Consider the following 465-nt stretch of genomic DNA (forward strand, 5'->3'; position numbering starts at 1 on the left):
GCCGGCCTTGCGCCAGGTCACGGCGGCGCCGACGAGGGCGACGAGGGCGAAGCTGACGGTTTCGATCAGCGTCCCGGCCCGCGTCACGCCGGCGGCGGTGGCGTTTAGCAGCAGCACGCCGACGCCGACGATCGCGATGGCGACCAGCGCCTGCAGCATCGCCGCGGCGAAGCTGAGCCCGAATCCGCGCCGAAGCGTGCGCTCGCCGGCGACGATGTAGCCGGCGATCACCGCCTTGCCGTGGCCCGGCCCGGCCGCGTGGAACACGCCGTAGCTGAAGCCGAACAGCACCAGCGGCCCCCAGGCGCCGCCCTGCTTCAGCGCCGCGACCGCCGCCTGCAGGTTGCGCGAGAAGTTCGACTGGACAGCGAGCAGCCAGCCGCCGAACCCGGTCGCGGAGGGCGCCGCCTCGCGAAACCCGAGGCCGAAGGGCGAGCGCACGGCGTTCCTCGCCTTGGAGAGCGT

At 74.0% G+C, this 465-nt stretch carries 1 pseudogene; it reads right to left on the minus strand.

The window, feature by feature from the left end:
• Window positions 1-441: pseudogene (locus FV217_RS22535) on the minus strand (nickel transporter); the annotation flags it as partial.
• Window positions 442-465 lie beyond the last annotated feature (24 nt).

The organism is Methylobacterium sp. WL9 (assembly GCF_008040035.1).
Taxonomy (GTDB): Bacteria; Pseudomonadota; Alphaproteobacteria; order Rhizobiales; family Beijerinckiaceae; genus Methylobacterium; species Methylobacterium thuringiense.